The sequence below is a fragment of the Micromonospora sp. CCTCC AA 2012012 genome (genome assembly GCF_040499845.1).
Classification (GTDB): Bacteria; Actinomycetota; Actinomycetes; order Mycobacteriales; family Micromonosporaceae; genus Micromonospora; species Micromonospora mangrovi.
The window spans coordinates 1,683,103-1,706,135 of sequence record NZ_CP159342.1; the positions used below are offsets into that span (position 1 = coordinate 1,683,103).

Below are 23,033 nucleotides of genomic sequence, written 5' to 3' on the forward strand. Positions count from 1 at the left end.
ACGAACATTCACCTTGGGCACGCACGTGTGATTCGATGTCCGGACAGGCGCCGGACATCGACGTTCGCACACGCAGGCGATCGCGTGGGTCAGTCGCTCCGAGCGTTCTACAGCATCGGACACAGGAGACCGCGATGCCATGGACCTGGCGCTTCAGTCGCTAGAGCAACTATGCCTGGACCTACGGCAACTCCGACTTCAAGCGGGCGGCCCCAGCCTGCGTGACCTGGCCGACCGCGTGGGCATCAGCAAGAGCCAGCTGGGCTCGATCCTGTCCGGGCAGGTCCGCCGGCTGCCCGACTGGGACGTGGTCAAGGGGCTGGTGGAGGCCGTCCGCCAGTACAGCGCCGACCGCGGGCAGCTGGGCCAGCTGTCGTTGACCACCGGCGTGGAGGAGTTCTGGCGGCCCCGTTACGCGGCGGTCGAGCACGCGTTCAGTTACCGGCAGATCCAGCCCGCCGAGACACCGCGGATCCCCGAACCGGCTCCACCCGAGCCGCACCCGCTGGTCGTACCGCATCAGCTGCCGCCCGCCGTGTCCCACATCAGCGGCCGATCGGCCGAGCTGGCCGCGTTGGACGCGGTGATCGCGCAGGACGTACCGGCTGGCCGCGCGGCGATCGCGGTCGTCGGCGGCATGGCCGGGGTGGGAAAGACGGCGCTGGCCGTGCACTGGGCCCACAAGGTCGCCGGTCGCTTTCCCGACGGGCAGCTGTACGTCAACCTCCGCGGGTGTGACCAGGACGGTCCGCCGATGTCCCCCGACGCGGTCGTGCGGGACTTCCTGACCGCCCTCGGCGTGCCGGCCGGACAGATTCCCGCGACCGAGGCGGCGCGCATCGCCCTCTACCGTTCGCTGCTCTACGACCGCCGGATGCTGGTGGTGCTGGACAACGCCCACGCGGTCGAGCAGGTGCGGCCCCTCCTGCCGGCGGGCTCGGGTTGCCTGGTCCTGGTGACCAGCCGGAGCCGGATGGCGGGTCTGATCGCCGCCGACGGCGCCCGCTCGGTGATGCTCGATGTGCTGGCCGGCGACGCGGCCGGCGACCTGCTGGCGCGTGGCCTGGGGGCGCACCGGGTGGCCGCCGAGCCGCGCGCGGTCCGCGACGTCGTCGAGTGGTGTGGAGGGCTGCCCCTGGCGCTGGTGCTCGTCGCCGCCCTGGCACTGACCCACCCCGGCGTGGCCCTGGACGCGCTGGCTGTCCGACTGCTCGACGGCGGCCACGACCCGTACGCGCTCGCCGGCGATCCGGCCACCGACCTCGGGGCGGCGTTCTCCTGGTCGTACCGGACGCTCACCCAGCGGGCCGCCGGGCTGTTCCGGCTGCTGGGCCTGCACCCGGCACGGGAGGTCAGCGTGGCCGCGGCCGCCAGTCTGGCGGCCCTCCCGCTGACCGAGGCGACCCGTCGGCTGTCCGAACTCAGCGAGGCGGCCCTGGTCACCGAGCGGGGGTCGGGCTGGTACGCGCTGCACGGCCTGGTCGGTGCGTACGCCGGCGGCCTCGCCGTGCACACTGATCCCGAGGACGCCCGGCGTGCCGCGACGGTCCGGCTGCTCGACCATTACGTGCACAGCGCGCGGGCCGCCGCGACCCTCCTCGACCCCGGCGACGATCCGGACCCGGTGCCGCTCGCCCCGCCGGCCGCCGGCGTCACCACCGAGCCGCGGTGCACCGACAGGTCGTCGGCGATGGCCTGGTTCGACGAGCGGCGACCCGTGCTCCACACCGTGCTGCACCACGCGATCGGCGCCGGCTTCGCCGCTCACGCCTGGCACCTGGCCTGGAGCCTGGACGCGTACCTGGCGCACGGCGGCCACCGGCCCGACCGCCTGGACATCTGGCAGGTCGCGCTGCGCGCCGCGGAGCGACTCGACGACCCGGACGCCCGGACGCTCGCCCGCCGCCGCCTGGTCGGTGCCTCCGTCCGGCTCGACCGGACGGTCGGGGTCCTCGCCCACAACGAGCGTGCCCTCGTGCCCCACCAGCGTCGCGGCGGCACCCGGCGGACCGTCCTCGACGGCGAGGTCAGCTCGCCCGCTTGTCAAGGTCGGGGCCGCGCCCATCCGACTGGATGAGCCCGGAACGGTAGGCCAGCGACACCAGCTCCGCGCGGTCGCGGACGCCGAGCTTGGTGCGTACCCGGTAGAGGTGCGTGCGCACGGTGGCCACGCCGATGATCAGCTCACGGGCCACGTCCTCGGTGGACATGCCCCGGGCCACCATCCGTGTCACCTCCCGCTCACGCGGGGTCAGGTCGGTCACCTCCGGATACTGCGTCGAGGCCGTGGTCTCCGGCTGCTCGCGGAACCAGGTGACCAGGCGCTGCGCGACGTTCGGGGCGAGCATGGCCCGACCCGCGGCCGCCGCCCGGATCGCGGTGACCAGCTCGTGTGGGCTCGCGTCCTTGCCGAGCAGGCAGCTCGCGCCCGCGTGCAGCACGTCGCTGACGGTCTTGTCGGCGTCGGACGCGGTGAACACGACGATGTTGGGCGGCGGGTCCTCCTTGCCGAGTCGGCGGATCATCTCGAGGCCGGAGATGGTCCGCAGGTTCAGGTCGGTGACCACGACGTCGGGCCGTGCGGTGCGCACCAGCATGATCGCCTCCATGCCGTTGTCGGTCGTCCCGGTCACGTCGATGTCCGGTACGGCGTCGAGCAGCGTCCGCATGCCGTCCCGGACGACCGGCAGTTCGTCGCAGATGAGTGCGCGGATGGTCATCGCGTTTCGCCTCCGGACGGGTCACCGGAGACCCGGTCGACGAAGGTGGTGATGCCGGCCACGGTCGGGTCGTCGAACAGATCGAGGAGCGTCATCTCCACCTGGAAGTTCGAACGCACCAGCGCGACCAGTCGCGCGGCGAGCAGCGAATGGCCGCCGAGGGCGAAGAAGTTGTCGTCGACACCGACCTCTTTCCGGCCGAGCAACTCGGTGAACAGCGCGGCCACCCCCTCTCTGGTCGTCCTGCGGGAGCTGGTCGGGTCGTCGACGCCCTCGCGAGGCGGGAGATCCGCCGTGTTCGTTCTCTGCGACACATCAGCCATCTGTCCGTTGTTCTGCGTGTCGGTATCGGTGGGCTATCCAACAGATATCGGCGTTCGGGAATACGTGATCGACCCGCCCTCCCCGGACTGGTGGTTCTCGGGTGTTTCGCCCGGTTGCCCGCGCGACGGAAGTCCGTCGTCGGGTGGCGGGACACCGTGGTCACTCCCGCAACGGTCGTCGGCGATCGTCGGGCGATACGCGATCGATATCGTCCCCGGGTTACCTGGGGCGCTGGCGAACGAGCGGAGGGGTCGGCGGTGGAGTTGACGACGTGGCGGGAGCTGTGCGATCGGGGACGTGACCTCGTCCTGTGCCTGGACTTCCCGGGCGGCCGGGCCGCCGCCGGCTTCGCCGACCTGGCCGCCGGGGCACCCGTCGAGCTGTGCTTCCTCCACATCGCCTGGTCGGGCCTGCACACCGATTCGACGCTGGACGCGCACATCGCGCAGTGGGTGGGCGAGGCGCTCGGGACCGGTCGCCCGGTGCGGGCCGTGCTGGGCTTCTGCGCCGGAACGGCCCTGGCGACCCGGGTCGCGGACGCGGTCAGCGCGACCGCCGGCGCGGCACCGCCCGCGGTGCTGCTCTTCGACGCGGCCACGGTTGCCGACGACGCGCTCCGCGACCAGTTCGTGTCGTCGGTCCAGGCCTCCGCGGCCCATCTGGCCGAAGGCGAGCTGGACGATGCCCGGCAGTGGTCGCGGGAACTGCTCGCCACCGGCCGGGACGACCTGCCGCGGGTCGCCTCGGCGTTGGTCGACCGGTACGGCCGGCTCATGTCGGGCATCGCCGAGCGGTTGTCCCTGGGCGAGACCATCCGCCGGGAACTCACCGACGGCTTCGCCGCGTACCTGGCCTACCTGCTGCTGGCCGCCCAGGGTGGACTGGATCTGCGGGTGGGAACTCCGATGTTCCTGTCGTCGCGGGACCACAAGCTGCCGGTGGACCCGGCGCGCGGCATCTCGTTCGGAGTCGACCGCGAAAGGTTGCTGGGCGACGCCGACGTGTGGAGGGTCGTCGCCGGCGTGCTGGGCGAAGAGCGGTCGTAGTCCGGATCCGGGGCCGGGCCGCTCCGGCAGTCACCAATGTGACGGTTGGCGATCGCGCGGCCCGACTCTCGTCCCGGCGTCGTCACATCCGTGGCTCACCGGATATCCGCACAAAAGGAGCGTCGGTCACCGCAGGATTCCCGCCGCGTCCATTGCTGTCCGCAAGATTTGTCGGACACGCGAGCGCGACCTGCGAGTACGGTCTAGCTGTCCGCAGCCTGTCCGGAATGCAGGGCAACCATCCATCGGCGAGCAACAATTCCCCCAGTGGGCGTGGAGCCTGAGGTGCCGCCGGTACGCCGATTATCCAGCGCGGTATCGCCAATTGTGCGATGGACGCGCCGAAGCCACCTCATATGGGGGAGGGAGCATATTTGTGTGGTTTCGCGTGCTCGGTCCGCTGGAAGTTGTCGGCACGACCGGCCATCTGTCGTTCCCACCTCGGCAGCGGACCGTTCTGTCCATGCTGTTGCTCGAGCCCAACCGGGTGGTGACCGTCGAGCGCCTCGTGGACGCCGTCTGGGACAACACGCCGCCACGCACCGCGAAGGAGCAGGTCCGGATCTGCGTCTCGGCCATCCGGCGAGCCGTGACCGCCGGCGGTCGGCCCGATGCGATCGTGACCCGCCCGCCGGGCTACTCGATCCAGTGCGCCGACGACGAACTGGATCTGCTGAAGTTCAACGAGCTGGTCGCGAACGGCCGGCGACTGCTGGGCCAGGGCCGGCCGCACGACGCCGCCGACACGCTGCGCGACGCCCTGCGGCTGTGGCGGGGCGCTGTCCCGCTGGCCGGCGTACGCAGCCAACTCGTCCAGTCGATCGGCAGCCAACTGGCCGAACGGCGACTGGCCGTGATCGAGGAGTACGTCGACATGCGACTGCGGCTCGGCCAGCACCACGAGTTGACCAGCGGGCTGGCCGAACTGGTCGCGGCGAACCCGTTCCGTGAGCGGCTGCGGGCGCGGCTGATGATCGCGCTGTACCGGGGCGGACGGCAGGCCGAGGCGCTGCACACCTACCGGGTCGGCCGGCAGTTGTTCGTGGAGCAGCTCGGCCTGGAGCCCGGGGTCGAGCTGCACCGGTTGGAACGGGCGATTCTCGCCGGCGAGGGGGCCGACCTGCTGGAGCCGGAGGGGGCGTCCCGTCCGGTGCCGGTGCGGGCGGCCGTACCCCATCTCCTGCCGGCCGACATCGGCGACTTCACCGGCCGGCGGGACCTGATCGGACGGGTCCGGACGGCGCTGCGTGGACCGCGCGACGCCGGGTCCCGCGCGATGCCCATCGTGGTGGTCACCGGCCGGCCCTGGCTGGGTAAGACCACCCTGGCCGTGCACGTCGCCCACGCCCTCGACCGGGAGTACCCGGACGGCCAGCTGTTCGCCCGACTCGGCGGCACCGCCCGCCCCGCCGACGCCGCCGGGGTGCTGGCCCGCTTCCTCGGTGCTCTCGGCGTGCCCGGCCGCGCCGTGCCCGACACCCTGGAGGAGCGGACGGACATGTACCGCAACCTGCTCAGCGACCGCCGGGTCCTCGTGGTCCTCGACGACGCGGCCAGCGGGCAGCAGGTGGCGCCGCTGCTGCCCGGCGGCCCGACGTGCTCGGTGATCCTGACCAGCCGGACCCGGCTGGCCGTGCTCGGCGGCGCGACCACGCTGGGCATCGGCCCGCTGGACGCCCGGGAGTCGGTCGAGCTGCTCGCCAAGGCGGTAGGCCAGGAGCGGGTCGACACCGAGGCGGCCGACATCGCCCTGCTGGCCGACCTGTGCGCCGGTGAACCGCTGGCGCTACGGCTGGCCGCCGGTCGGCTGAAGAGCCAACCGCACTGGCCGGTACGCGACCTGATCGTCCGCCTGTGCGACGACCGCCGCCGGCTGACCGAACTGTCGTACGGCGGCCTGAATCTGGTGGCGATGGTCAGCGAGATCTGGCAGGGGCTCAGCCCGCTGGCCCGGCGCCTCCTGCGGCGCGTGAGCCGGCTGGACGACCTGCGCTTCCAGGGCTGGATGTGCGCGCCGCTGCTGGACGTCGCCGAGCAGGAGGCGCAGGACGCGCTCACCGAACTGCTGGACGCCGGGCTTCTGGACATCGACCGGCAGGACGGTCAGGTCGTGTTCCAGCTCCGGGGCCTGCTGCGGGCGTTCGCCCGGCGGCTGGCGGTCGAGGAGTCGTCCTGCGGCGACGCCGGCCGCGCGGCGGAGCGGCCCGACGAGAGCCGCGACGACATCCGCGGGGACCGCATCCGCCTCGGCTCGTCCCCGTCGAAGACCGCGCCCGATCCGGGGTGACCGGGCATCGGGAGGTGCGACGGCTCTGCTGGTGCGTGCGGAATGCCGGTCGGTGACGCTGGGGAACCGCGGTGAGGGCAGCCCCTCGTACGTCGGTGCGCTGAGCGTTGGCGGCCCGGTCGTCACGTCGGTAGGCTGCACGAACGGCCTCGGCAAGCCCTCTGTGAGGTGTGGAGACCGTCGGTGACCGGCGCGCCACCGACCGTTTTGCGTATCCGCAAGGAGAGGCGGACCAACACGTGACCGCGGTATCAGGTCACCGGCCCACCGCTGTGGATCCGGCTTCTGCCCGGGCGGCGGCAGAGGAGGACCTACGAGCGCTCTTCGGGCAGTCCACCGCCGTCTTCGCCTCGCTGTCGGGGCCCGAGCACCTGCTGGAGACGGCGAACCCGGCGTTCATCGCCACCATCGGCGAAGAGCGGCTCCGCACCGGCGCCCCACTCGTGGACCTGCTGCCCGAACTGGCCGGCCAGGGCTTCCTCGCTCTGCTCGACCAGGTCTACGGCACGGGGGAGCCCTACACCGGCCGTGACGTGCGGGTGATGCTGGGCAGCGGCCCGCACACACGGGAGGCGTTCTTCGACGTCACCTACGAGCCGCGCCGGGACGCCAGCGGCACCGTGACCGGGATCCGGGTCATCGGTGTGGAGACCACCCAGGTCAAGCACGCTCAACGGCTGATGACCGAACACCGTGCCCTGCTGGAGCAGATCGCCCGCCAGGCACCCCTGGCCGAGGTGCTCGACGGGATGGCCCGCTGTATCGAGAATTTCGCCCCGCAGGAGGTGCTCGTCTCCGTTCTGCTCGCCGACCCCGACGGCCGGCACCTGCGCCACGGCGCCGCGCCGAGCCTCCCCGACTTCTACAACCAGGCCATCGACGGAATCGCCACCGGGGAAGGTGTCGGTTCCTGCGGCACCGCCGCCCACCGCCGGGAACCGGTCATCGTCACCGACATCGCCACCGACCCGTTCTGGGACGACTTCCGGGGCCTGGCCGAGCGGGCCGGCGTGGCCGCCTGCTGGTCGACGCCGATCCTGGCCCGCGACGGTGGCCTGTTGGGCACCTTCGCCATGTACCACCGCACCCCGCGGGTCCCGCAGGACCACGACCTCGCCCTCACCCGCGTCTTCGCCGGCACCACCGCCCTGGCCATCGAACGTCACCACGTCGAACGGGCGAAGGCAGCCGCCGAGGCTCACGCCAGGGCAGCCCACGATGAGCTGGCCAGAGCGGTACGCGCCGAGCAGAAGTTGCGCGCCGAGGCCGAGCAGCGCGCCGCCACCGCGGCGGAACTGACCAACCGGGTTCGTGCCGCCGCGGCCGCGCAGGCCACCAGGCCGCGTCCCGATCGCTGTCAGCTCGGCGGTGAACCCGGCTGCACCGCCGCGGCGGAGATCAAGGTCGCCGACTCCTGGGGCGACGCCGCCTGGGGCTGCCCGGCCCACGTCGAAGAGGCCATCCTCAACGTGCGATCGGTGTTCATCGCCACCGAAGAACTCGGTGGCCTCGCCGCCTACCTCAACCGCTGACCACCGTCGCGTTCCTCGACTGCGCTCCGCACACCGGCGCGGACGCCGGTCCCGCCAGGTCACCGAGGTGACTCGCCGGACGATCCCGCCGGCGAGGACCGGTCGACGTGGCGGCCGGTCCTCGCGGCCGCATCAGTTGGTGGAGACCGGCGTCCCGTTCACTGCCGGCCGCTCCACGGGAGTTCCGGCGGTCGGCGCGATCCCGCTGCGGACGGCGTCCAGCAGTGCCATGCCCTGACCGGCCAACGACGCGACCACGCCGTTGAGCCCGTCGGCGCCGTTGAGCACCGTGACGTTGGCGCCTTGCAGGCCGGCGGCTGCGGCGCGCAGCATGTCGGGCAGCTGCTCGATCACCCGCTGGTCCAGGGCGATCCGGTTCTGCGCGGCGGCCGCCTCGGCGGAGAGCTTGGTGGCGTCGGCCTGCGCCTGGGCCAGCGTGCGGATCCGCTCCGCCTCCGCCTGGGCGGGACGGACCACTTCGGCGATCAGTTCGGCCTGCCTCAGCTCAGCGTTGCGCTCGGCCACCAGAGCCCGCTCGACCAGCACCTCCTGCTGAGCGCGCGCCGCCGCCAGCGGGCCGGCCTGGGCCGCGGTCTGCTGGGCCTGGTCGATCTCGGCCTGGTACTGGGCGCGGGCGATCGCGGTCTGTCGGGCGTACTCGGCCTGGTGGCGCACGCTTTCCTGCTGCGCCATCGCACTGGCCTGGTCCGCGGCGGCCTGCGCCACCTTGGCGTCCTGGTCGACCTTGGCCTGGTGCGGCGCGGCGAGCGCCCGGATGTAGCCGACGCCCTTGTCGTCGATGCTGCTGATCTGCAGGGAGTCGACGGCCAGGCCGATCCGGGCCATCTCGGTCTTGCTGGCGTCCACGATGGCGTCGGCGAGGGTCTGCTGCTCGCGGATGATCGACTCGACGGTCATGCTGCCGATGATGCTGCGCAGGTGGCCGCTGAAGATCCGCCCGACCAGGGTGGGCATCTGGCTCTGGTCGCCCTGGAAGCGCCGGGCGGCGGCGGCGATGGACTCGTGGTCGTCAGCGACCTTGAACGCGATGACGGCCTGCACGGTCAGCGTGATGCCCTGCTTGGTGTAGCAGTCCTCGACGACCTCGGCCTCCTGCATGGCGAGCGTGAGCCGGGTGGCTTTGGAGAAGACCGGCACCACGAAGACCCCGTGACCTGTGACGATCTTGAATGGCAGCGCATCCGCTCCCCGCTGCTTGCGTCCGCTGATGAGCAACGCCTCGTTGGGGGCGGGCACGCGGTATCCGAACACTGGACGACCCTTCTGTCCTACCGGGGGCTCTCGCCCCCGGCCACGGTGGGCCATGGCTCGACGTCGACCTGGCGCGCGCCACGGTTGTTGATGATCAGTACCTCGGAGCCGGCCGGGACCGGCGTCGACGCGTACGCGAGGTAATAGTGCGCGATACCGTCCACCATGACCCGGACCTCGCCAGGGCGATCACCGCCGCGCAGCGCGTGCACCACGCGCCCGATCCTGCCGACCAGCAACCGACCGTCCACCATGCTCCCCGCGATCGGGCGCCGACCACTGCCCGCGCCCTCGCAGAGCATTGTCCGCCCGGATCGGCCAGGGGAAAAGGGGGCCGACGTCCCTCGGTGGCTCGGATATCATGCGTCGGTCGGCGTTGATCAACAACTGGATTCCTGCCGACGCCCGGCGTCGATGAGGAGACCGTCTGATGGCACCTGTCACCGTGGTCACGGGCGGTTCGAGCGGGATCGGCGCGGCCACCGCCCGGGGACTGCTCAAGCAGGGGCACCGCGTGGCGGTCACCGGCCGCGATGCCGCGCGGCTGGCCGCTTTTGCCGCCTCCGCCGGGGCCGGGGAGCAGCTGCTGACGATCGTCGGTGACGCCGGCGACGCCAGCGCTGTCGCCGCGACCGTACGTCAGGTCGTGGACACCTGGGGGCGGCTCGACACCGTGATCGCCAACGCCGGTTTCTCCCTGCCCGGCACGCTGGAGGACCACGACCCCGAGGCCATGCGTTCCATGGTCCTGACCAACGTCCTCGGCCCGGCTCTGCTGGTGCGCGAGACCCTGCCGTACCTGCGGGAGTCCAAGGGCCGGATCGTGGTCGTCGGTTCGGTCGCGGGCATCAGGAACACGCCCGGCAACATGTACTCGGTCACCAAGTGGGCCGTGCACGCGCTGGTCGAGAACGTCCGGCTGCTGGTGGCCAAGGACCGCGTCGGGGTCACGCTCGTCGCCCCCGGCGTGGTGGACAGCCCGTTCTGGGACGAGCGCGGCGGAACCCCGCAGGCGGCACCGGCGCTGACCGTCGAGCAGATCGCCGACACGATCCTGTTCGCCGTCAACCAGCCCGAGGGCGTCGACGTCAGCCAACTCGTGGTGCGGCCCACCGGCCAGCTCGGCTGAGACCCCGGGTGCGCAGCCAGGCCGACGAGTCGAACGAGACCGGCGCGCGCACCCCCCGCTCGCTGACGCGTCGACCGCCCGACCGGCGCCGTCGTGGCGCTAGACTCGCCGGCCATGGGATCGCTGACCTTCAGCCTCAACGTCACCCTGGACGGTTGCGTCGACCACCAGGAGGGGATCGCCGACGACGAGACGCACGCCTTCTTCACCCGTCTCATGGACGAGAGCGGGGCGATGCTGTGGGGCCGCGTCACCTACGAGCTGATGGAGAGCTACTGGCCGGCCGTCGCCCGCGGCGACCAGGAGGCGCCGCCGGCCCTGCACGAGTGGGCGGTCAAGCTGGAGGCCAAACCCAAGTACGTGGTGTCGTCGACGCGCGGGGACTTCGGGTGGGCCAACAGCCACCAGATCGTCGGCGATCTGCGCGAGGGCGTGCAGAAGCTCAAGGACGCGACCCCGGCCGGAGTCCTCCTCGGAAGCGGCAAGCTCGCGACCGCGCTCGACCGGCTGGACCTGATCGACGAGTACAGGCTGCTCGTCCAGCCCAGGATCGTCGGCCACGGCCCGACGCTGTACCAGGACGGGCTGCCCGGCACGCGCCGGCTCGAGCTGCTCTCGGCGGAGCCGATGAGCAACGGCGTGGTGGCCGTGCACTACCGCCGCGCGCGCTGAACCACCGGAGTCCATCGCGGTCGGCTCACCGGCGGTTCGGCGTCCTCCGAACCCATCGCCCGGGTCGGCGGGAGCCGGCCGCGGCTGGTTTCCGCCCGGGTCGCGCTGACACCGCACCCGGCCGGGCGTGAGGATGTACGCATGAGTTCGTCGTCGCGGCGCACCCCTGGGTCTGCCCCGGATCAGCGCTACCTGCTCGACAACGCCCGGGTGGAGGCGGGCGAGCGGTTCACCTGGTTGGCCGAGCTGTTCGACGGTGTCACCCGGGGGCACTTCGACCGGCTCGGAGTGCGGGCGGGCTGGCGCTGCTGGGAAGTCGGTGCCGGAGGCCCCGGCATTCCCCAGGCACTCGCCACGGCCGTCGGGCCAACCGGTCACGTGCTGGCCACGGACCTCGATCCGGCCTGGTTGGACCCGCACGGCGGGTACGAAGTGCTCCGGCACGACGTCGTGGCGGACCCGCCGCCGCAGATGGGCGCGTTCGACCTGGTGCACGCGCGGCTCGTACTCGTTCACGTGCCCGACCGTGCCCGGGCCCTGGCGACGATGGTGGCGGCGCTGCGGCCGGGCGGTTGGCTGTTGGTGGAGGACGCCGACACCGAGCTGCAGCCGCTCGCCTGCCTGGATGAGGTCGGCCCGGCGCAGCAGCGCGCCAACCGGCTGCGGCGTGCCGTCCGGGAGTTGATGACCCGCCGCGGCGCCGATCTGCGCTACGGCCGTACGCTGCCGCGGGCGTTGCGTGCGGCGGGCCTGGTCGATGTCTGTGCGGCCGGCTGCTTCCCGGTCGGCGGGGTGGCCTGCGACCGGCTGGAGACCGCGACGGTACGCATGGTCCGCGCCGAGTTGCTCGCCGCAGGGCTGGCCGACGACGCCGAGATCGACGCGCACCTGGCCGCCGTCGACGCCGGCGAACTCGACCTCACCCTCGCGCCGCTGATCTCGGCGTGGGGACGCCGCCCGGGCTGAGCACACTCCCCGAAGCCCCCGGAGGTGACCGGGTGGCGGCATGAGCGGGCCGCCACCCCACCGCGATCACCACTGCGGACGGGGACTCGGAGCGCCGGTCACCCCGCCGGGACGGCGTCGATCTGGTCGAAGGAGAGCGACTGCCCGCACGAGGCGCAGCTGAACCGCTCTGTGAGTCGCCCGCCGCAGCCCCGGTGCAGCAGCGCCCGCGGCGGCCCACCCTCGGCCGGGTAGTGCCGGTCGCCCCACATCATCAGCAGCGCGACGACCGGAAACAGCTCCCGGCCCTTGGGCGTCGGCACGTACTCGAACCGGTCCGGGCGACGCTGATAGGGGCGGCGCTCCAGCACGCCGTGCTCCACCAGGCGCGTGAGGCGTCGGGTGAGGACCGTCCGTGGCACGCCGACGCTCTCGGCCAGCTCGTCGAAGCGGCACCGGCCGAGCAGGACATCCCGCAGGATCAGCAGCGTCCACCGCTCACCGACCACTTCGAGGGTGCGCGCCACCGAGCAGACCTGGTCGGGGTAGTCGTTGGCGAGCACGGGCCGATCCTAACAAGTGGGTAGCGTGACGAGACCCACGACCGATAAAGTCAGTCTCGTGAAGCTACCGACTGCGGAGGGAACCCTTCGCCGCCCTTCCGCCTTCCGGCGGCGCTACGGCCCGTGGGCGCTGGTCACCGGCGCCTCGTCCGGCATCGGCCGGGCCATGGCGACCGCGATCGCCTCGACCGGCATCAACGTGATCGCGGTCGCCCGCCGCGGTGAGGAACTCGCCGAGGTCGCCGCGACGCTCCGGCAGCGCCACGGCGTCCAGACCCGGGTCGTCGCCGCCGATCTGGGGACGCCGCAGGGAACGCAGGCCGTCCACGACGCGACCGCACAACTGGACATCGGCCTCCTGGTCGCGGCCGCCGGCTTCGGAACGAGTGGACCATTCGTCGACGCCGACCCGGCGACGGAGCAGTCCATGCTCGACGTCAACTGCCGGGCCGTGCTGGACCTCACCCACACGGCGGCGCTCCGGATGACGCGCCGAGGCGGGGGAGGGATAGTGCTGCTGGCATCCCTGGTGGGCCGGCAGGGAACGCCGCAGGCGGCCCACTACGCGGCGACCAAGGCGTACGTGCAGGCGCTCGGTGAGGCGCTCCACGTGGAGTTGCGTCCCCGCGGCGTCGACGTCGTCACCAGCACCCCGGGCCCGGTCACCTCCGGCTTCGGCGACCGGGCCGGCATGCGCCTCACCACCGCCGCGCAACCGATGCAGGTGGCGCAGGCGACGCTCAACGCTCTCGGGCGACGGATGACCGTCAGTCCCGGCCCCCTGTCCAAGACCCTGGCCTGGTCGCTGGCCCCGCTGCCCCGGCCGCTGCGGACCAGGATCATGGGACGGGTGATGAGCGGCCTGGTGGCAGCCCCGGAACACCGCGACCCCGGCCCCGGCAGCCATCCTCGACTCGCCCAGGACAGCCCCGCCGGATAGCGCAGTAGGGGTGCCGCGCGCTCAGCCGTCGATGTCGACGACCACCTTGCCCTGCGTGGCACCCCTGCCGACCACGTCGTGCGCCTCGCCGACCGTGCCGAGAGTGAACCGACGTGGGTCGAGCCGGGGGCGCAGCTCACCGGCGTCGGCCAGTGCCGCGCCCGCACGCAGGATCTCGCCGTGGTGTTCGCGGCGCTGCCCGGTCAGCAGGGGCAGCAGGGTGAACACCCCGGAATAGGTCGCGCCGCGGAACGACAGCGGCGCGAGGGAGTGCGTCCCCCAGCCCAACGCGCTGACGACGTGTCCGTGGTAGGTGCGCACCGCCGCGAACGACGCGTCGAGCGTCGAGCCGCCCACGTTGTCGGCGACGACGTCGAAGCCCTCACCTGCGGTGTACGCCGCGACGTACTCCTCCACGCTGGTGGCGCGGTAGTCGATCGGCACGGCGCCCAGGCTCTCGATCACCCCCAGGCTGGACGGGCCACCCGTGGCGTACACCTCGGCGCCCCGGGCCCGAGCGAGCTGGACGGCGACGTGCCCGACACCGCCGGCACCCCCGTGCACCAGCACCTTCTGCCCGGCGTGGACCCCGGCGCGGTCGACCAACCCCTCCCAGGAGGTGATCAGGGCCAGCGGCAGGGCGGCGGCCTCCCGCATCGACAGCGCGCGCGGCTTGCGCGCCAGCAGCCGGGCGTCCACGGCGGCGTACTCGGCCAGCGAGCCCTGCAGATCGCCGACGCCGCCGGTGAGTCCGTACACCTCGTCACCGGGCGCGAAGCCCGTGACGGCCGGGCCCACGGCGACGACGACGCCGGCGAGGTCCATGCCGAGGACCGCCGGCGGTCGTACGCGGGCGTGCGGAGCCTTCCCGGCCTGGATCTTCGTGTCCAACGGGTTGACGCCGCTGGCCCCGATCCGCACGAGCACCTGGCCGGTGCCGGCGACGGGTTGATCGATCTCGTCGACCCGCAGGGGAGCACCGAATTCTCGCAGTACCACCGCACGCATGCCGGCCTGTCCTTCCTGTTCTCGAGGCCTCCCAGGGACGCTGGTCGACTGGATCAGGTGAGGTGGTGCAGCACGGGGGCGATCCGGAAGTCGACCGTGGCGTGGTCGATGGTGGCGTGCACCGGGGAGTCGGCCATCTCGGTCATGATCCCCGAGGCGCTGCGCCGGGCGTCGGCGGCGGAGTCCCAGGCGACGATGTCGGTGATCGTGCCGTCGTCGGCCTGGGTGATCCGGCGCCACCGGAAGCCCGGCTGCCGCCGCAGGTAGTCGTCGATGTCCTCGTTGGCGGCGAGGAAGTCGGCGCCGGTGCGGCCGGGGGCGAGCCGGAACGTCGTCATTTCGAGTGCCTCGCTCAAAGTCGTCCTCCTGACCTGCGGTTTGCGGCTGTTGCCGCTTGCCCAACGATCCGGTGGGCATGCGCGCCCGGAAGGGCGAGGTTTCCGGGACGCACGTGACCCAGGGACGCCCTACGTTCACCCGGTTCCGTGCCCACCTGTCCGGTCCGCCGTGAACGGGACGCGACAACGGGCATTTCGCCTACCCTGGGCAGGGTGGTGATCAGCACCGGCCGACTGCGGTTCGGCCCGGATAACGGACGGATGCTGCTGCGTACGGGCCGCGCGGGCGTCGGCTCGGCCGTCGGCCACGACCTGACCATCGAGGTCACCGACTGGTCGGCGCAGGTCGACGTGCCCGAGACAGGGGCGGCGGACGCCACCGTGACAGCTCACGTCGAGCTCGGTTCCCTGGCCGTGCGGGAGGGCAGCGGCGGCGCGCGTCCGCTGACCGACAAGGACCGGGGCGAGATCGAGACCAACGCCCGGCGGACGCTGGACGTCCCACACCACCCGAGGGCCACCTTCGACTCCACCAGGGTCACCACCGCCGACGACTGCACCACCGTCAGCGGAACTCTCAGCCTGCACGGGGTCACCGCCCCCATCGACGTGCAGGTGCGGGAGGTGGCCCCCGACCGGTACCGCGCCACGACGGTGGTGACCCAGTCGGCCTACGGCATCAAGCCGTACTCGGCCTTCCTCGGCGCGCTCAAGGTCCGTGACGACGTCCAGGTGGAGATCGAGTTCCGGCCGGGAGGGTGACCTCCGGGTCGCCCGGCTTCCCGCCCGACGTGTCGCTATCCGGGCTCGGGCGGCCGGTCGACCTGGGCGGCCAGCCGTTTCGGCGCCAGCACGCGGTAGCTCTCCGTCAGCAGCTCGGCGACCTCGTCCCAGCCGACCGTGCCGTCCAGCACCATGCCGACCACGTCCGCCGCCCAGTCCGGCTTGTAGAACGGGTGGCCGCCGCCGATCAGCCCGCCGATCTCGTCGCCGGGTGACCGGAACGTCAGCACACAGAACGGCTGGTCGGTCGCGGCGGCCCGGGCGCGGGCCGCCGGATGGTCGGGACCGACCGCGAGCACGTGGGCGAACGTGCGCTTGCGGATCCGCCAGCGCGTGCCCACCCACGCCGGCTCCTCGTAGGTCTCCGGTAGCCCGAGGCAGACGGGCCGGAGCCGGTCGAGGATCTCGGGTGGGACGTCGCCGGGGCCGGTCACGCCCCGGACGCTATCCGGCACCTCCGACACTCCCGCCCAGCCGCACCACGACAGCGGCCCCGCCCCGGACCCCGAGGGCCGACGGGCCGGGACGGATCCGGCACCGAATCACACCTGCGGCGCGGGTGGCCGGGTGAGTAGGGTGCGGCGGTGACGTACCGCGAACCCGACAAGGCGATGGACCGGCTGGTCGACGACCGGACGATCCTCCAGGTCGTCGTGGGGTCCCACGCGTTCGGTCTGGCCGGTCCCGGCTCGGACACCGACCGGCGCGGGGTGTACGCGCTGCCGGCCGCCGCCTTCTGGGGCCTGACCAAACCGGCGAAGCACCACGAGGGCCCCCAGCCGGAGCAGTTGCGCTGGGAGGTGGAGCGGGTCTGCGTCCTCGGCCTGGCGGCGAACCCGAACGTGCTGGAGGTGCTGCACTCTCCGCTGGTGGAGATCTGCACGCCGGTCGGCGACGAGTTGCGGGCGCTCGCCCCGGCGTTCCTGTCCCGGCGGGTGGCCGACACCTATCTGGGCTACGCCGCCGCCCAGTTCGCCAAGGCCGAGCGGGGTGTCGCCCGGTCCGGTACGCCGACGTGGCGGCACGTCGTACACCTGATCCGGCTGCTCACCGCGGGCGGGCACCTGGTGCGGACGGGGGAGTTGGTGCTGGACGTGGGCGCGGACCGGGACCGGCTGCTCGCGGTCAAGGCCGGTCGGCTGCCGTGGACGGAGGTCGCCGCCTGGCGGGACCGCCTGGTGGCCGAGCTGGTGCGGGACCTGGACGCCAGCCCGCTTCCCGACCATCCCGACGAGGCCCGGGTGGACCAGTGGTTGATCTCGGTACGACGCCGCTCGGTGGAGGAGATGGCATGAACGCGCTCGACGCGGCCGGGCTGCCGGCCCGTCTCGACCTGACGGCGGTGGTCGCGGAGCAGCCGTACCCGATGGTCTTCGCCACGGTCTCCGGCGCCCACCTGTACGGCTTTCCGTCCGTCGACTCCGACGTGGACCTGCGCGGCGTCCACCTGTTGCCGGTCGCGCAGCTGATCGGGCTCGGCGAGCCGGCGGAGACCCGGATGGTGATGGCGGACCGCGACGACGTCGAGATGGACCTCGTCACGCACGACCTGCGCAAGTTCGTCCGGCTGATGCTGCGGCGCAACGGGTACGTGCTGGAACAGCTCCTGTCGCCGCTGGTGGTGCAGAGCACGCCGACGCACGCGGCGCTGGTCGAGTTGGCACCGCGCGTGCTCACCCGGCACCACGGCCACCACTACCGGGGTTTCGCCGCCACCCAGCGGCGACTCTTCGACACCACCGGGCAGCTCAAACCGCTGCTCTACACCTTCCGCGCCCTGTTGACCGGCATCCATTTGCTGCGGACCGGGCAGGTGCAGGCGCACCTGCCGACGCTGCTGGCGGCCGAACCCGCCCCGGCCTACCTGCCGGAGTTGATCGCGGCGAAGCGTACGGCGGAACACGGCGATCTGGGCGATCTGGTCTCCCGCGACGTCCTCGACCGGGACCTGCGGGACCTGGCCGAGCGGCTCGACCAGGCACAGCAGGACAGCCGACTGCCCGAGCAGCCGTCCGCGACGCCGCAGCTCGACGCCCTGGTCGTCGACGCCCGGCTGGCAACGCTCGCGTCCCGTTAGAAGCCGCCGGTCAGGGCTGCTGGCGGGGGTTCACGAATCCGGGCGCGGGCCGCGGGGACTCCCCGGTGACCTGGGTGATGATCTCCGTGGCCACGTCGCGCAGTTTGCGGTTGCGGTGCTGCGACGCCTGCCGCAGCAGGGTGAACGCCTCCGTCGCGGTGCACCGCTGCTGACCCATCAGCACCCCGAGCGCCTGGTCGATGATGCTGCGGGAGGCCATCGCGTCGGCGAGCTGCTGCTGCAGGAGCGCCTGCTCGGCCTGCCGGAGGATGACGGCCAGCGCAGCCGCCGCCTGGTCGGCGAAGGCGACGGCCTGCCGGTGTGTCGTGCCGGTGAAGGCGGCGGGCCGGGTGGCGTACAGGTTCAACGCGCCGACCGTCTCCCGCTCGACCGTCATCGGCAGCGACAGCGAGCTGACCGCGCCGAGCCGCAGCGCGTGGTCCCGGTAGCGGGGCCAGCGGCCGTCGGTGCCCAGGTCGACGACCTCGACGACCCGGCCCCGGCGCAGTGCTTCGAGGCAGGGCCCTTCGTCGGCCCCGTACTGGACCTCGTCGCCCCGCGCGGCCAGCTCGCCGCTGCTGGCGACGGTGAACGCGCCGCTCTCGCGGCGCACGGTCAGCCCGCACGCCTCGGCGGGGGCGACGACCTCCGTCGCGACCCGGACCACCTGGTCGAGGAAGACGTCGACCTGCGGTGAGTCGGCCAGCAGGACCAACAGACTGCTGTACGCCGAGGCGAAATGCGACTGCGCGGTATGGGAGACCACTGCCACCTCCCCGGAAGTGGATGTCCGTTTCGTTGCCGGTGACGCGTTGACCCGCCTCGTCACCGGCAGGTCGGCGGAGTTCATCGCCGACGCGTACGCGCCCGCGACGAGAGGGGTGCGGATCGGGCCGTACCCGGCTAAGGTCGGGGTGGGTTCGGACATGAGCCCAGGACCAGTGCCGCCCGCAGCCAGCGGGCCGAGCGCCGACCCGGTCCCGACATCCTCGCCGAGGAGCTGCTCATGTCTGTCCATCAGGCACCACCCTGTGCGGTGCGGGAAGTCATCAGACCGTCGCTGCTGTCCCTCGCGCTCGCCGACGAGGGCGCGGCGACCGTGGTGAAGGCGCACGGCCCGCTGGACATGGACACCGCCGGCCTGCTCGTCGACCTCGTGGACAGCGTGCTGGCGGGCCAACCGCCGCCGGTGCTGGTGCTCGACCTCAGCGGGGTGGACTTCTTCTGCGCGGCCGGGGTCACGGCGCTGCTGACGGCGCGCCAGCGGGTCGCCTCGAGCGGGCGCGCACTGGTGGTGCGCACGCCGTCCCGGATCATCGTCGCCGTACTCGAACTGGTCGGCCTGGAGCAGGAGTTCGCCACCGACTGACCTGCCTTTCCCTCCGCGTCCATTGGGTCGTACCCGTTGCTGACGGCGGTCCTGGTACCCGGCCGTTGATCAACGTAAACGCGTGCGTCGGCGGGTCGGGGGCGTGACGTGCGGCGATAGGCTCTGGCAGCATGCGGACCAAGCAGGAGCTGGGCGCGGCCATCCGGCGGGACCGACGGGCGGCGCTCGTCGTCAACGCCCACTCCCGGCGCGGGCGCCGGCTCTACGAGGGTGCCCGGTCCCGGCTGCTGGCGGCCGGCTTCACCCTGCTCGGCAGCTGTCCCGTCGACCGGCCCGCCGAGCTGGAGCAGCGCCTCGCCGAGGCCGCCGACCTCCGGCCGGACCTGCTGGTCGCGGGCGGCGGCGACGGCACCATCGGCACCGCCGCGCGGCTGCTCGCCCACCGGGACGTCGCGCTCGGCCTGCTGCCGCTCGGCACCACCAACAACTTCGCCCGCACCGTGGGCATCCCGCTCGACCTGGACGCCGCCGTCGCGGTCCTCACCGACGGCACGGTGATCGACGTCGACCTCGGCCTCGTCGGCGACCTGCGCTTCACCAACCACGTCGGGATCGGCCTCTCCGCCGACGTGATGCTCGCCGCGCCGCCGCGACTCAAACGGGTCGCCGGACGGCTCGCGTACCCGCTGACCGCGCTGGGGCTGCTGCGCCGGCACCGTCCGCTGCGGGTCACCGTCCGCGCCGAGGGGCGCGACCACGACTTCGCCACCCACCAGGTGTACGTGGCCAACGGCGGCTTCCACGCCGGCCGGCCGATCACCGCCGACGCGAACGCCGACGACCGGCTGCTGGTCGCGTACCCGGTGGGTGGCCCGACCCGGCGCGGGCTGCTGCGCGAGACGGCCCGCAACGCGGCCGGGGGCCGCCGCCGCACCCTGCGCGAGGAGCCGTTCCTCGCCGTGCGGCACCTCTGGGTGGAGACCGACCCGCCGGCGCGCGTCGAGGTCGACGGCGAGCCCTACGGCGAGACCCCGATCCGGATCGGGCTGGACCCGAACGCGCTGCGGATCATGGCCGCCGCCGGCAGCCCCGACCACTGACGGGCACCGCCACGCGGCAGAGGCGATCTTCGATGAAGGCCGCACACCACGAGAATCACCTCCGACCCACCGGGCCGATAACGTACTGTCATGCTTCAGTACGCGAGAGTAACCAGCCGGTGGGGTCACGCGGTGCGCTACCGGGTGCTGGACACCGTCGCGGTGCGCACCACCGACGGCACCTGGCGCGAAGCGCCGACAGCCAAGCAGCGCAGCCTGCTGGCGAGCCTGCTGATGCGCAGCAACGAGTGGGTCACCGCCGGCCGGTTGACGGAGCTGCTCTGGGCCGAGCATCCGCCCCGCTCGGCACCGGGCAACCTCAAGACCTACGTGTGGCGGCTGCGCACCCTGCTCGTCGAGGCCGGACACGGCAGCGACCGGCTGGAGAGCCGGCCCGGTGGCTACCGGCTGCGCGTCGAGCCCGGCGAACTGGACCTGCACGTCTTCCACGGCCTCGTCGACCAGGGCCGACAGGCGCTGGCGGCCGGTGACCCGGCGGACGCCGGCCGGCTGCTCGCCGCCGCCCTGTCGCTGGGACCGGCCGAACCGGTCGAGAGCAGACCGGAGGCGATGTCCGCGGCGGACCGGGCGCACCTGCACGAGCTGCTGCGCGGCACCCAGGCCGTGTTGATCGAGGCGGAGCTGGCGGCCGGCCACCCGGACGGCACGATCACCCTGCTCCGCCGCCTCGTCGCGGATCAGCCGTTGGCCGAACAGTGGTGGGCGATGCTGATCCGGGCTCTCGCCCTGGCCGGCCGGCGGGCCGAGGCGATCACCGCGTACCAGCGGGCCTGCCGGCTGCTCGACCGTGAGCTGGGCCTGACCCCCGGCGCGCTGCTGCGCGACGCGTACGGGCGGGTCCTCGTCGGGTGACCGGCGGGCCGGTCACCGACCGGCGGCCACCCCCAGGGCTCGGGCGCACTCGGTCCGCTCGCGGCGGATCTCCTCGTCGGTCGGGTCCAGCTCGGCCGCCCGGGCCAGGTCGGCCAGGGCGTCGTCGTACCGGCCCAGCGCCCGGTAGGCGGTGGCCCGGTTGTACCGCAGCGCCGCGTCGTCGCCGACGGCCAGCGCCCGGTCCAGGTGGTCGACGGCTGCCGACGGATCGCCCGCGTCGAAGGCCAGCGCGGCCAGACCCGACCAGGCGGCGGTCGAGCCCCCGTCCACCTCCAGCGCCCGCCGGTACGACCGCTCCGCCTCGGCGGTCCGGCCCTCCTCGGCCTGCACCTGGCCGAGCAGGCACAGCAGGTGCGGGTTCTCCCCGTCCAGGGCCAGCCCGGCGTCCAGATCGGCGCGCAGCGCCGCCCCGTCGTCCAGGACGGCGTACAGGCCGGCCCGGTTGACCAGCGCGTCCACATTGGTCGGGTCGATCTCCAGCACATAGCTCAGATCGGCCAGCGCGGCGTCGAGGTCGCCCAGGCCGGCCAGCACGTCGGCCCGGTTGTAGTGCGCCTCCGGGAACGGCGGACCGAGCCGGATGGCCTCCGCGTAACCGGCCAGTGCCTCCTCGTCGCGGCCCAGCCGGTGCAACAGGTTCGCCCGGTCGAAGTGGTACTCGGGATGGTTGCGGTCGTCCGCGATCACCGCGGTGAAGTCGGCCAGCGCCTCGTCCAGCCGGCCCAGCGCGGCCAGCACCTGGGCCCGGTTGTGCAGCAGCACCGAGCGGTGCAGCCGGTGCTCGTCCGCGCCCAGCTCCTCGTCGAGCCGGGCCAGGCCGGTGGCGACCAGCTCCAGCGCGCCGGGCAGGTTGCCCAGGTGCATCTCGATCAGGGCCAGCCCGTTCTGCTGGAAGACCGTGGAGAAGCTGCGGTCGGCGCCCTCCGGCTGGAGGCTGGAGATCGCGATCGCCTGGTTGATCCAGGCCCGGGCGCGCACGTGGTCCCGGTGGTCCGGGTCCCGGTGCCGGGTGTAGATCATCGCGGTGGCGTACGCGGCCTGGCGGTGGATGATCGGGTTGACGCTCAGCGAGCGGGCCTCGTCGTACAGCTCCTCGGCCTCCTCGGGCCGGCCCAGCGCCGACAGCGAGGTGGTCATCTTGGTGGTGAACGCCCACCACGCGCCCTCCCGGGCGGCCCGGTCGACGACCGCCCGGCCACGCCGGCCCAGGTCCAGGGTGGCGTGATAGAAGCCCATGTCCACGCAGTAGTTCAGCGCCTCCAGCAGCGCCCGGGCACCCGCCTCGGCCGGGTCGCCGGCCCGCTCCAGGTGGTACGGCACCGCGCCCAGCTTCGGCGACCGCAGCCCGGTGGCGAGCAGCTGCTCGGCCCGCTCGGCGTGCAGCCGGCACCGGGCGGCGGGGTCCAGCTCGGCGTAGGCGGCCAGCAGGGCCGGGTCGTCGGCGCAGCAGTCGGAGGCCACGTAGGCCCGGGCCGGGTCGGCCGGCGGCGCACCGGGGGAGGGCACCGGCGGTGCGTCGCGCCGCTGGGCGTACCGGGCCAGGTCGGCGGCCAGGTTTTCGTCGAGCGGTCCGGTACCGGTGCCGACGACCACGGTGAGCAGGTCGGGATCGAGCCGGCGCAGCAGCACCGAGACGAACTCGGCGTCGGTCGGGTCGGCCTCGTCCAGGCGGTCCAGCACCAGGACGCGGCGCGGGCCGCCCAGCGCGCGGACGTGGTCGCGGAGCAGCTCGGCGAGGCCGTGGGAGAGCCGCAGCGTACGCACCCGGGAGTAGAACCGGGTCCGTTCGGCCGGCACCGCCAGGGAGGTGAGCGTCTCCCGGGAGGCGGGCACCAGCGGCCGCAGGTCCGGGGCGACGGAGAGCACCTCGATGTCGTGCCTGCGCACCAGCTCCGGCGTACGCGCCAGCATCTCCGGCACGAGCGCGGTGAGGAGCGCGTTCGCCCCGGTGTACGGCCCGAACCGGCGTCGGTGCGCGTCGACCGGCTCCGCCAGCGGCACGGCGGTCAGGGCGCGGGCAGCGGCCAGGCGCTGGTACGCATGGTCGCCGGTGATCCACAGGTGCTGCGCCAT

Annotated in this window: 24 protein-coding genes; 14 read left to right on the forward strand and 10 right to left on the reverse strand. The window is 72.9% G+C overall.

Annotated elements, in window-relative coordinates; translation table 11 throughout:
• The first annotated feature begins 238 nt into the window (after window positions 1-238).
• Entirely contained in the window at window positions 239-2,077 is a 1,839-nt protein-coding gene (locus ABUL08_RS07575) for an NB-ARC domain-containing protein (RefSeq protein ID WP_377522600.1), read from the forward strand.
• Here ABUL08_RS07575 and ABUL08_RS07580 read toward each other — a convergent pair.
• Window positions 2,028-2,720, reverse strand: coding sequence for a response regulator transcription factor (locus tag ABUL08_RS07580; RefSeq protein ID WP_350935855.1), 693 nt, complete (start codon window positions 2,718-2,720; stop codon window positions 2,028-2,030). The genes ABUL08_RS07575 and ABUL08_RS07580 overlap by 50 nt on opposite strands.
• Complete coding sequence (locus tag ABUL08_RS07585) at window positions 2,717-2,947, reverse strand: phosphopantetheine-binding protein (protein ID WP_350935857.1); 231 nt, start codon at window positions 2,945-2,947, stop codon at window positions 2,717-2,719. Before ABUL08_RS07585 ends, ABUL08_RS07580 begins: the two co-directional genes overlap by 4 nt.
• A gap of 354 nt (window positions 2,948-3,301) precedes the next feature.
• On the opposite strand from ABUL08_RS07585, the gene ABUL08_RS07590 reads away from it, so the two are divergent.
• The 3 genes from ABUL08_RS07590 (at window position 3,302) to ABUL08_RS07600 (ending at window position 7,909) form a co-directional block, all read left to right on the forward strand.
• On the forward strand, window positions 3,302-4,090 hold the full coding sequence (locus tag ABUL08_RS07590; RefSeq protein WP_350935860.1) for a hypothetical protein: 789 nt from the start codon (window positions 3,302-3,304) through the stop codon (window positions 4,088-4,090).
• 388 nt (window positions 4,091-4,478) lie between these two features.
• Window positions 4,479-6,377, forward strand: coding sequence for an AfsR/SARP family transcriptional regulator (locus ABUL08_RS07595; protein ID WP_350938542.1), 1,899 nt, complete (start codon window positions 4,479-4,481; stop codon window positions 6,375-6,377).
• 239 nt (window positions 6,378-6,616) lie between these two features.
• Complete coding sequence (locus ABUL08_RS07600; RefSeq protein WP_350935862.1) at window positions 6,617-7,909, forward strand: GAF domain-containing protein; 1,293 nt, start codon at window positions 6,617-6,619, stop codon at window positions 7,907-7,909.
• Between the two features lie 132 nt (window positions 7,910-8,041).
• Here ABUL08_RS07600 and ABUL08_RS07605 read toward each other — a convergent pair whose 3' ends face one another.
• Together ABUL08_RS07605 and ABUL08_RS07610 are read right to left on the reverse strand one after the other, a co-directional pair.
• On the reverse strand, window positions 8,042-9,166 hold the full coding sequence (locus tag ABUL08_RS07605; protein ID WP_350935864.1) for an SPFH domain-containing protein: 1,125 nt from the start codon (window positions 9,164-9,166) through the stop codon (window positions 8,042-8,044).
• Between the two features lie 32 nt (window positions 9,167-9,198).
• Window positions 9,199-9,396, reverse strand: a complete 198-nt coding sequence (locus ABUL08_RS07610; protein ID WP_350935866.1) for a hypothetical protein — start codon at window positions 9,394-9,396, stop codon at window positions 9,199-9,201.
• 215 nt (window positions 9,397-9,611) lie between these two features.
• Here ABUL08_RS07610 and ABUL08_RS07615 point away from each other — a divergent pair, with 215 nt between their 5' ends.
• The 3 genes from ABUL08_RS07615 to ABUL08_RS07625 all read left to right on the forward strand — a co-directional run bounded on the left by ABUL08_RS07615 (window position 9,612) and on the right by ABUL08_RS07625 (window position 11,948).
• Complete coding sequence (locus ABUL08_RS07615; protein WP_350935868.1) at window positions 9,612-10,310, forward strand: SDR family oxidoreductase; 699 nt, start codon at window positions 9,612-9,614, stop codon at window positions 10,308-10,310.
• 114 nt (window positions 10,311-10,424) lie between these two features.
• A complete protein-coding gene (locus ABUL08_RS07620) occupies window positions 10,425-10,982 on the forward strand; it encodes a dihydrofolate reductase family protein (RefSeq protein ID WP_350935870.1) in 558 nt (185 codons plus the stop codon).
• 141 nt (window positions 10,983-11,123) lie between these two features.
• A complete protein-coding gene (locus ABUL08_RS07625) occupies window positions 11,124-11,948 on the forward strand; it encodes a methyltransferase domain-containing protein (protein WP_350935872.1) in 825 nt (274 codons plus the stop codon).
• 98 nt (window positions 11,949-12,046) lie between these two features.
• Here ABUL08_RS07625 and ABUL08_RS07630 read toward each other — a convergent pair whose 3' ends face one another.
• A complete protein-coding gene (locus ABUL08_RS07630) occupies window positions 12,047-12,490 on the reverse strand; it encodes a winged helix-turn-helix transcriptional regulator (RefSeq protein WP_350935874.1) in 444 nt (147 codons plus the stop codon).
• Between the two features lie 58 nt (window positions 12,491-12,548).
• Here ABUL08_RS07630 and ABUL08_RS07635 point away from each other — a divergent pair, with 58 nt between their 5' ends.
• Window positions 12,549-13,430, forward strand: a complete 882-nt coding sequence (locus ABUL08_RS07635) for an SDR family NAD(P)-dependent oxidoreductase (RefSeq protein WP_350935877.1) — start codon at window positions 12,549-12,551, stop codon at window positions 13,428-13,430.
• Between the two features lie 21 nt (window positions 13,431-13,451).
• On the opposite strand, the gene ABUL08_RS07640 is transcribed toward ABUL08_RS07635, so the two are convergent.
• Window positions 13,452-14,438, reverse strand: a complete 987-nt coding sequence (locus ABUL08_RS07640; protein WP_350935879.1) for a zinc-dependent alcohol dehydrogenase family protein — start codon at window positions 14,436-14,438, stop codon at window positions 13,452-13,454.
• Window positions 14,439-14,491: 53 nt separating this feature from the next.
• On the reverse strand, window positions 14,492-14,776 hold the full coding sequence (locus tag ABUL08_RS07645; protein WP_350935881.1) for an antibiotic biosynthesis monooxygenase family protein: 285 nt from the start codon (window positions 14,774-14,776) through the stop codon (window positions 14,492-14,494).
• A gap of 213 nt (window positions 14,777-14,989) precedes the next feature.
• Between ABUL08_RS07645 and ABUL08_RS07650 the strand changes: the two genes are divergently transcribed.
• Window positions 14,990-15,538 carry a YceI family protein gene (locus tag ABUL08_RS07650; protein WP_350935882.1) on the forward strand — a complete coding sequence of 183 codons (549 nt, stop codon included), beginning with the start codon at window positions 14,990-14,992 and terminating at the stop codon, window positions 15,536-15,538.
• A gap of 35 nt (window positions 15,539-15,573) precedes the next feature.
• On the opposite strand, the gene ABUL08_RS07655 is transcribed toward ABUL08_RS07650, so the two are convergent.
• On the reverse strand, window positions 15,574-15,993 hold the full coding sequence (locus ABUL08_RS07655; protein WP_350935885.1) for an MmcQ/YjbR family DNA-binding protein: 420 nt from the start codon (window positions 15,991-15,993) through the stop codon (window positions 15,574-15,576).
• Window positions 15,994-16,170: 177 nt separating this feature from the next.
• On the opposite strand from ABUL08_RS07655, the gene ABUL08_RS07660 reads away from it, so the two are divergent.
• A complete protein-coding gene (locus ABUL08_RS07660; protein ID WP_350938543.1) occupies window positions 16,171-16,854 on the forward strand; it encodes a nucleotidyltransferase domain-containing protein in 684 nt (227 codons plus the stop codon).
• The gene (locus ABUL08_RS07665) at window positions 16,851-17,636 is read left to right on the forward strand and encodes a nucleotidyltransferase domain-containing protein (RefSeq protein ID WP_350935887.1); all 786 of its coding nucleotides are present in this window, start codon (window positions 16,851-16,853) and stop codon (window positions 17,634-17,636) included. Before ABUL08_RS07660 ends, ABUL08_RS07665 begins: the two co-directional genes overlap by 4 nt.
• A gap of 10 nt (window positions 17,637-17,646) precedes the next feature.
• Here ABUL08_RS07665 and ABUL08_RS07670 read toward each other — a convergent pair whose 3' ends face one another.
• A complete protein-coding gene (locus ABUL08_RS07670; protein ID WP_350935889.1) occupies window positions 17,647-18,351 on the reverse strand; it encodes a GAF and ANTAR domain-containing protein in 705 nt (234 codons plus the stop codon).
• Window positions 18,352-18,642: 291 nt separating this feature from the next.
• On the opposite strand from ABUL08_RS07670, the gene ABUL08_RS07675 reads away from it, so the two are divergent.
• From ABUL08_RS07675 to ABUL08_RS07685, 3 genes are all read left to right on the forward strand, one after another.
• Complete coding sequence (locus tag ABUL08_RS07675; RefSeq protein ID WP_350935891.1) at window positions 18,643-19,005, forward strand: STAS domain-containing protein; 363 nt, start codon at window positions 18,643-18,645, stop codon at window positions 19,003-19,005.
• A gap of 131 nt (window positions 19,006-19,136) precedes the next feature.
• Window positions 19,137-20,066: a diacylglycerol/lipid kinase family protein gene (locus ABUL08_RS07680; RefSeq protein WP_350935893.1), complete on the forward strand. Its 930-nt coding sequence runs from the start codon at window positions 19,137-19,139 to the stop codon at window positions 20,064-20,066.
• Between the two features lie 90 nt (window positions 20,067-20,156).
• Window positions 20,157-20,939, forward strand: a complete 783-nt coding sequence (locus ABUL08_RS07685) for an AfsR/SARP family transcriptional regulator (RefSeq protein WP_350935895.1) — start codon at window positions 20,157-20,159, stop codon at window positions 20,937-20,939.
• Window positions 20,940-20,951: 12 nt separating this feature from the next.
• On the opposite strand, the gene ABUL08_RS07690 is transcribed toward ABUL08_RS07685, so the two are convergent.
• Window positions 20,952-23,033 (reverse strand): tetratricopeptide repeat protein, encoded by a 2,082-nt coding sequence (locus tag ABUL08_RS07690; RefSeq protein WP_350935897.1) that lies wholly within the window; start codon window positions 23,031-23,033, stop codon window positions 20,952-20,954.

What these genes read in the sequence shown, in the direction of transcription:
- ABUL08_RS07675 (WP_350935891.1), top strand. Translation starts at nt 18,643, where the DNA reads ATGTCTGTCCATCAGGCACCACCCTGTGCGGTGCGGGAAGTCATCAGA.
- ABUL08_RS07690 (WP_350935897.1), bottom strand. Translation starts at nt 23,033, where the DNA reads ATGGCGCAGCACCTGTGGATCACCGGCGACCATGCGTACCAGCGCCTG.
- ABUL08_RS07660 (WP_350938543.1), top strand. Translation starts at nt 16,171, where the DNA reads ATGGACCGGCTGGTCGACGACCGGACGATCCTCCAGGTCGTCGTGGGG.
- ABUL08_RS07645 (WP_350935881.1), bottom strand. Translation starts at nt 14,776, where the DNA reads ATGACGACGTTCCGGCTCGCCCCCGGCCGCACCGGCGCCGACTTCCTC.
- ABUL08_RS07680 (WP_350935893.1), top strand. Translation starts at nt 19,137, where the DNA reads ATGCGGACCAAGCAGGAGCTGGGCGCGGCCATCCGGCGGGACCGACGG.
- ABUL08_RS07620 (WP_350935870.1), top strand. Translation starts at nt 10,425, where the DNA reads ATGGGATCGCTGACCTTCAGCCTCAACGTCACCCTGGACGGTTGCGTC.
- ABUL08_RS07625 (WP_350935872.1), top strand. Translation starts at nt 11,124, where the DNA reads ATGAGTTCGTCGTCGCGGCGCACCCCTGGGTCTGCCCCGGATCAGCGC.
- ABUL08_RS07640 (WP_350935879.1), bottom strand. Translation starts at nt 14,438, where the DNA reads ATGCGTGCGGTGGTACTGCGAGAATTCGGTGCTCCCCTGCGGGTCGAC.
- ABUL08_RS07665 (WP_350935887.1), top strand. Translation starts at nt 16,851, where the DNA reads ATGAACGCGCTCGACGCGGCCGGGCTGCCGGCCCGTCTCGACCTGACG.
- ABUL08_RS07580 (WP_350935855.1), bottom strand. Translation starts at nt 2,720, where the DNA reads ATGACCATCCGCGCACTCATCTGCGACGAACTGCCGGTCGTCCGGGAC.
- ABUL08_RS07685 (WP_350935895.1), top strand. Translation starts at nt 20,157, where the DNA reads ATGCTTCAGTACGCGAGAGTAACCAGCCGGTGGGGTCACGCGGTGCGC.
- ABUL08_RS07615 (WP_350935868.1), top strand. Translation starts at nt 9,612, where the DNA reads ATGGCACCTGTCACCGTGGTCACGGGCGGTTCGAGCGGGATCGGCGCG.